The organism is Pseudomonas sp. R62, assembly GCF_000257605.1.
Lineage (GTDB): Bacteria > Pseudomonadota > Gammaproteobacteria > Pseudomonadales > Pseudomonadaceae > Aquipseudomonas > Aquipseudomonas atacamensis.
Genome location: NZ_JH635999.1, coordinates 1,861,340 through 1,869,493, shown reverse-complemented (window position 1 = coordinate 1,869,493; position 8,154 = coordinate 1,861,340). Strand labels below are relative to the sequence as shown.

The following is an 8,154-nucleotide window of genomic DNA, read 5'->3' as shown; positions in this document are numbered from 1 at the left end:
GGCAAGAATAGATGCCGAATGGGCAACGGCCACTATCCGCGCAAAACGCGCCCTCCACTTGTACGCAGGTGCTGGTTTCACCCGTATGAAAGCGCGGCAAATCCTGATGAGCGGATCAAACATAAGTTTGACGTCAAAATGATGGCCATCTAATATCGCGCCACTATTTTGATGTCGCTTTTTGTATCGAGGGATCGAACATGTTTTCACCCGCCTTCACGGCGCGGTTGTGCCTGGCGCTGCTCTGCCTTTCTCCGCTTGAATCTGCCTGGGCCGCGCCCACTCCCGGTGAAACCGACCTGATCCGCGAACGTCAGAACCGTTTGCTCGAAGAGCAGCAGCGGCGCCTCGAAGAACTCAAGGATCTGCCCGGCAAAGACGCCAAACCGGCGCAACCGACAGCACCCGCCGATACGCGCTGCTTCACCATCGAGGACATCGAACTCAAAGGTGCAGACAGCCTCTCGGAGCGCGAAAAGACGCGGCTGCTCAAGCCTTATATCGGCGAATGCCTCGGCGTGCCGCAGCTCAACGAGTTGCTGAAAGTCATCACCGATCACTACATCGAAAAAGGTCTGGTCACCAGCCGCGCTTATCTGCCGCAACAGGATCTGTCCGCCGGGCACCTGAAAGTGCTGGTGGTCGAAGGCAAGCTCGAAGGCATGAAGGGCGCAGAAAACAGCCGGCTCTCGGATCGCGAACTGGCCATGGCCTTTCCCGGCAAAAGCGGTGAACTGGTCAACCTGCGCGAGATCGAGCAGATGGTCGATCAGCTCAATCGCCTGCCGTCCAACCAGGCCAAAATGGAGCTGGCGCCGGGGCAGAATGTCGGCGGCAGCGAGGTGCGCGTGACCAACACGCCGCAGAAGCCATGGCGCGCCGGCCTGTCGCGCAGCAACGATGGCCAACGCAGCACCGGCGAGCAGCAGTGGGGCACCTCGTTCGACTGGGACAGCCCGCTGGGTCTGGCTGACCAATTGAGCCTGCGCGGCGGTCACGATGCGATGACCGATCACCAGCACACCTCCAACAACGCCATGCTCAATTACAGTCTGCCGTGGGGCTGGTGGACGTTCAGTTACACCTACAGCCAGAGCGAGTACCGCTCGCAGATCGCCGCCAACGGCTACAACTTCAAGCAGACCGGCGACAGCGAAAACCATCAACTGCGCGCCGAGCGCGTGATCCATCGCGACGCGGTCAGCAAGACCTCCCTCAGTGCGGGACTTTCGTACCTGCGCAGCAACAACTTCATCGAAGACAGCAAACTCAAACTGAGCAGCAATCGCATCAGCGAAGCGCAATTCGGCTTCAACCACGGCCGTCGTGTCGGCAGCGCTTTCGTCAACTTTGACGCTGGCATGCAGGAGGGCATTGGCGCTTTCGATGCGCAGGGCAGTCACGATCCCGGCCCCGGCGAACCGGATGCACGCTATCGCAAATACACCGCAACCCTGAGCTATTTGCAGCCGTTCAAATTGCTCGGTGAATCCTTCAGCTTCAGCAGCCTGATGACCGGCCAGCGCAGCGAAGATGTGCTGTTCAGCCCACAACGCACCAGCCTCGGCGGCTCGGCGTCGATCCGCGGCTACAAGGATCAATCGCTGTCCGGCGACAGTGGTGGCTACTGGCGCAACGACCTGCGCTGGAGCCGCCCGGTGACGGCCGAATGGCTGCAACCGGTGTTCGCCGAATACGGCACCAGCCTCGGTTACGACCAGGGCGTAATTCGCGGCGATCGCTACAACGGCGATCAGCACGGACGCATGTCGAGCAACTCGCTGGAGTTGTTCGCCCGTGGTCAGCATGTGGCCGCCAGCGTGACTTTCGCGCATTCCCTGGAACGACCGGACGCGCTGACCGAGCGTGAAGCGCCGATCTATTTCCGCCTGGATTTCTTCATTTAATTTTTGCCCGCTTCGAGATTCTGATATGGACATTCGCCACCTGGCCTTCCTGGCTAGCCAACCTTCTGCAGCCGTAAAAAAGCGCGAGCAATTCTGCGGCATGCCCAAGCGTGGTCTGGCCTTTTTGCTGGCGAACGTCATGTTCTGGCAACCGGTGTGGGCGCAGGCGGACGGCATCGTTGTCAGTGCACCCGGCACCAGTCTGGATCGCGCCGGCAATGGCGTGCCAATCGTCAACATCGCAGCGCCCAATGGCAGTGGCCTGTCGCATAACCAGTTCCACGACTACAACGTCGGTGCGCAAGGCGTCATCCTCAACAACGCCACCGACCGCATGCAACAGACGCAACTGGGCGGGATCATTCTCGGCAACCCGAACCTGCGTGGCGCAGCGGCACAAACCATCCTCAACGAAGTCAATGGCGGCAGCCCGAGCCAGTTGCGCGGCTACACCGAAGTCGCAGGGCAATCGGCACGGGTGATCGTTTCCAATCCTTACGGCATCAGTTGCAACGGTTGCGGTTTCATCAACACGCCACGTGTCACGCTGACCACCGGTAAACCGGTGCTCGACAACGGTCGCCTGGAGCGCTTTCAGGTCGATCAGGGAAGCGTTTCGATTGACGGCGTCGGTCTTGATGCGAGCAACGTCGACAGTTTCGAAATCATTACCCGCAGTGCGCAGATCAATGCACAGATCCACGCAAAAAACCTGAACATCACCACCGGCCGCAACGACGTCAACGCCGACACGCTCAGCGCCACCGCCCGTGCCGATGACGGCAGCGCCAGACCACAACTGGCCATCGACTCCTCGGCGCTCGGCGGCATGTATGCCGGTGCAATCAAACTGGTCGGCACCGAGCAGGGCGTTGGCGTGAAGCTGGCAGGGGATCTTGCCGCCAGCGCAGGTGACATCCGGATCGACGCCAATGGCCAACTGACCCTGGCCAAAGTCACGGCGGGTAATGCCGTCGATGTAAAGGCCAAAAGTCTCGATGCCCAGGGCGCGGTTTATGCCGGTACGCGGGTCACCGTACAAACCGCCGAAGACCTGATCAATCGCCAAAGCCTCGCTGCCCGTGACAGCGTCAGCCTGAGCAGTGGCGGCAGGCTGACCAATACCGGTGTGATTGAAGCCGGGGTGAACGCAGACAACAGCCGCAACGCCAAGGGTGATCTGTCGATCAACAGTGCTTCGGTGAGCAACAGTGGCAGCGTTCTGGCCAGCCGCACATTGCACGCCAGCGCAGCCGACACGTTCGAGAACCAGAACGGTACCGTGCAGGCTCAAGACCTCACTCTGAACGCGGCGCGCCTGGTCAACCAAGGTGTGAATGCGCGTGTTTATGGTGAAACCCGTCTGGTCGTGAGCGCGCCGGCCATCGTCAACCTCAGCGGCCTGATTCGCTTCGCCGATGGGCAAGCGGCAACACTGGTGGTCGACAGTATCGACAACCGTCAGGGCCGTATCGAAATCGCCGGCGGCAGCCTCAAGCTCAATGCTCAGGAGGTAAAAAACACCGGCGGCAAAGTGATCGCCGGTCGCCTCGACGTGGACGCCCGTCAACTGGACAACAGCGGCGGTCTGATCGGCGCCAGCGACGGTGAGGCCAAGGTTGTCGCCCGCGAACGTCTGAATAACGGCGCGGGCAAGATCCAGGCGAAAACCACACTCGCACTGTCGGGAGGGGAGTTGCTCAATCAGGGTGGGACGCTGGCTGCCGACGACATTCACGTCACGGCCACTCGCCTTGATAACAGCGCCAAGGGTGTGATCAGCGCGGAAAACGGTGCTGCTGATCTGACGCTGATGCAGGATTTCGACAACCACGACGGCAAGGTGCAAGCCTCGGATCGCTTGACCGTCACTGCGCAGAGCATCAACAACCGCAACGCAAGTCTGACGGGCAAAACCCTCGAGGTGGCCAGTCGCGGCACGCTGGATAATACGCAAGGCACGATTTCGTCCGATGACAGCGTGGTTTCCAGTGCAGACCTGGATAACAGCCTTGGCCTGATCCAGGGGACCGATCGCCTGAGCCTGACCGCGCAGGATCTGCAAAACGCCAGCGGCCAACTTTTGGGCGGCATCGTCGACGCTAAACTGCTCAATCTGACCGGCAACAACGACGGCACGCTCAGCGCCGAAACCGGGCAACTGACGCTCCACGTCCAGCAGCACTTGAACAACGCATTGGGCCGTCTGCAATCCATCAAAGGCGATGTGGAACTGCGTGCCAGCTCTGTCGATAACCGTGGCGGTGTAGTCGCCGCCCGGCAATTGCTGGTGTTGGCCAAGGACGGACACGTCGACAACCGTGGCGGGCGGATGATCGCCGACGGCCTGGAGTTGCACGCGGCCAGCCTTGATAACCGTGCCAACGGGTTGTTGGCCGCAGGTGCCGATGGCGCGCGGTTGATCCTCAAGCAAACCTCGCCGGGCCAGTCGCAACTGCTGAATCAACAGGGCCGGATTCAGAGCGAAGGTCAGTTGCACATCGACGGTGACGAGGTCGACAACAGCGCCGGTGTCCTGCTTGGCAACGCTATCGACATCAATGCCAAACAACTTGGCAACAACGACAAGGGCGGCATCGTCGGTAATGGCGGCGATGTCGTCCTCAACATTGCCGGAGTCTTCAGCAACGTCACCGGTCTGGTCGACGCTGGCGCACAGCGCTTGCTCCTTGATCAACTGACCTCGCTGGATAACCGGGGCGGCACCCTGCAAGGCAAGCGCCTGGACATCAATAGCGCCTGGATCAACAACAACGCTGCCGGGCAGATCATCGCTGGCAGCGACGGCCTGAAGATTACTGGCAAAACACTGCTCAATCAGCAAGGTGTGATTCTGGCCAACGGCAGCCATGCCGAACTGGCGCTGAACAACGGCAATTTGCAAAACCAGGGCGGCACGCTGCAAGCCGACTCGGTGAGCATCACCAGTGCCGACCTCGACAACAGTGCAGCCAGCGGCAAGGCCGGGCTGATTTCCAGCCTGATTGATGACTTGACGCTGACCGTGACGCGCCTGGCTAACCGCGCCGGCAAGATGTTTGGCAAGGATCAGGTGATCTTCACTGGTACCAGCCTGGACAACACCAGCGGCGAGATCAGCGGTAATCAGCTGGGGCTCGAAGCCGTCGGGCAGGTTCTCAATCAGGGCGGCCTGATCGAATCGGCAAACAGCCTCAAGCTGACTGCCTACGGCTTGGATAACAGCGCCGGCGGCCAGCTCCGCGCCCTCGGTGGCGCTGCGAGTCAGATCAAGCTGACCGGCAATCTGAACAACCAGAGCGGCGTGATCGAAATCGGCAGTCAGGACCTGCTGCTGTCGGGTGCCGAAATCAATAACTTCAGCGGCAATGTGCGCCACGCGGCGCAGGGCCTTTTCGACCTGGATGTGAGCCAACTGGCCAACAACCAGGGCAGTCTCACCGGGCTGGGCAATGGTGTATGGGATGTCGGCTCGGTCAACGGTGTTGGTACCTGGCAACTGAACGGCGGGCTGACCTACACCAGTGCGCAGGACCTGACGCTCAATGCTGGCGAACGGATCGCCAGTACTTCGGCGCTCAGCCTCAACGTGGCCAACCTGAACAATGCCGGACAATTGCTCAGCGGCGGCGATCTGGCGCTGACCCTCGGCGGCAATCTGCTCAACAGCGGCAAAGTCTCCGCGCAGCAGAAACTCACGATCAGCGCCAACGACGTGATCCAGCAGGACGGGCGACTGGTTAGCGGCGGCGACACCGTGATGACCTTGCGCGGCACACTGGACAATCTCGGTCGCCTGATCGCCAACCAGAACCTCACGGTGACGGCGGCACGGATCAATAACAAAGGCACCCTCGGCGCCCAAGGCAATCTCGAATTCACCGCCGCCAACGGTCTCTACAACGATGCCGACACGCTGCTGTTCAGCGGCGGCACGATGAAGCTGCACGGCAACAGCCTGAATAACTATTACGGCGATATTTACAGCCGCGGCAACATGAGCGTCGACGCTGTCGATGGCGGGCGCGCGGCGTTGTTCAGCAACTTGTCGGGCACCATCGAAGGCGAGGGTGACGTCGATATCAACGCGGTTTCCTTCGAAAACGCCAAAGCCGAGTTCGAGCTGACTTCCGGTCAGTCGTCCGGCAGTTTGAGCTGGGCATGCGGTCAGCACTGCGATGGTGGTGATGGCTGGAAGCGCGGCACCATCACCATCACTACCCAATTCAACGACGAGGTGCTCAAGGACTCGCGCGCGGCGCGATTCGTGGCAGGCAAGAACTTCACCATCCACGCCAACCAGGTTGAAAACCGTTACAGCCTGCTGGCCGCCAACGGCGACCTGACCGTGACGGCTGACAGCCTGCTGAACCAGGGCGCGGAGTCGCGTTCGGGGACGCGAGTGGTGAAAAGGGGCACCCCTGGGCGTATCGACAACAGCCTCTGGGACAAGATGGAGTTCGTCGATGTTCCGGCGTTCAACGCGGCTACCGCGGCCGGCAACTTCGATCAGGCGCGGTTCGATGAACTGATCAGTCGCTCCAGTGATTCGCGATTCTCTTTGATGAGTGACGTCACCACCTGGAATGCAAACGGCAACGCCGTTTACGCTGCGGTGATGCAGGCCGGCGGCAAGGTCAAGCTCGACGTCACCAACAGCATCCAGAACGGCACGTTATACGACAACACTTATGGTCAACTGACAGGTTCCCTGTCCAGCGACCAGACAGACGCGGTCGGCGGCATCAACATCAACCTGGGCAAACATAGCACCGACGCTGTCGCCCAAACCTCCAGATCCGTTACCCGTATCGAGCATGTCGACGCCGATGGCGTGAAGCAGATCAGCTTCACCCCGGTGGACTTCAAAGGTGTGCCGTTCGCCGCAGTCGACCCGACGGCTTCCTCGACCTTCCGGTTGCCGGAAGGCCCGTACGGCATGTTCGTGCAAAGCACGAATCCGCAGAGCCGTTATCTGATCGAAACCAACCCAGAGCTGACTCAGGCGACGGCGTTCATGAGCTCCGACTACCTGCTCGGCAAGCTCGACTTCAGCGCCGACGAAGCGGCGCGTCGCCTCGGTGACGGTCGCTATGAATCGCGGCTGATCAGCGACGCCGTCATGGCCCAGACCGGCCAGCGTTTTCTCGCCGGTGGCCTGGAGAACGACTACGAGCAATTTCGTTATCTGATGGATAACGCGCTCGCCAGCAAAAATCAACTGAACCTCTCAGTCGGCGTCAGCCTGACCTCGGCGCAGGTCGCTGCGCTGACCCACGACATTGTCTGGATGGAAGAGCGCATCGTCGACGGCCAGAAAGTGCTGGTGCCGGTGTTGTATCTGGCGCAGGCCGAGTCGCGCAACGTGCGCGGTGGCAGCCTGATTCAGGGCCGAGATCTGGAAATGCTGGCCGGTAGCGATCTGGTCAACGTCGGCACATTGAAGGCCAGCAACGACGTGTCCGTCGACGTCAAGGGCAGCCTCTATCAGGGCGGTCTGGTGGAAGCCGATGAGCGTATCAAACTCATGGCCACCGACAGCATTCGCAACGCACTGGCCGGCGAAATCCGTGGCAATCAGGTCGAACTGACGACACTCAAGGGCGATATCGTCAACGATCGTACCGCCATCGCTGTGCGTGATGGCAGCGGCATGCGCACCCTTGTCGACGACGGCGGCTTCATCAGCGCTCGCGACAGCCTGACCATTAAGTCCGGACAGGATCTGACCAACGCGTCTGCCATCAGCAGCGGCGGTGACGCCAGCCTGAGTGCAGCGCGCGACATCAACCTGTTGGCGACACGCGACGAAGACGAACTCCACGAATCATTCGATGGCGGCCACCGCTCAGTCATTACCTCCACCGTGGAAAACCTCGCGTCGACAGTGAAAACCGGCGGCGACCTGAAGCTCGATGCCGGTCGCGACATCAACGTCGTCGCCAGCACAGCCGAAGCCACCGGCAACCTCGCCGCCGAGGCCAAGCACGACATCAACATGTCCTCGGCCGGAGATGAACACAACGTTGAAACCCATAGCAAGGACGGCAAGAAACGTGTCCATGAACAGGATGACCACACTGTTCAGAAAGCAGCTGAGTTCATCGCCGGCGGCGACGTAAAAACCAGTTCCGGCCGTGACACCACACTGGTCGCGAGCAAAATCAGCGCAGGCAATGAAGCCTACGTCTACGCCGGTAACGACCTCAATCTGCTGGCGGCGCAGAATAGGGACCACACGCTCTAT

The 8,154-nt window shown here is 60.6% G+C and carries 2 protein-coding genes; both read left to right on the top strand.

What is annotated here, in order from left to right:
• The first annotated feature begins 200 nt into the window (after positions 1 to 200).
• Positions 201 to 1,907, top strand: coding sequence for a ShlB/FhaC/HecB family hemolysin secretion/activation protein (locus tag OQK_RS26240; RefSeq protein WP_016775054.1), 1,707 nt, complete (start codon positions 201 to 203; stop codon positions 1,905 to 1,907).
• A 25-nt stretch (positions 1,908 to 1,932) separates the two neighbouring features.
• Positions 1,933 to 8,154 (top strand): two-partner secretion domain-containing protein (locus tag OQK_RS26235; protein ID WP_016775053.1); only part of this gene is annotated, 6,222 nt, incomplete at its 3' end.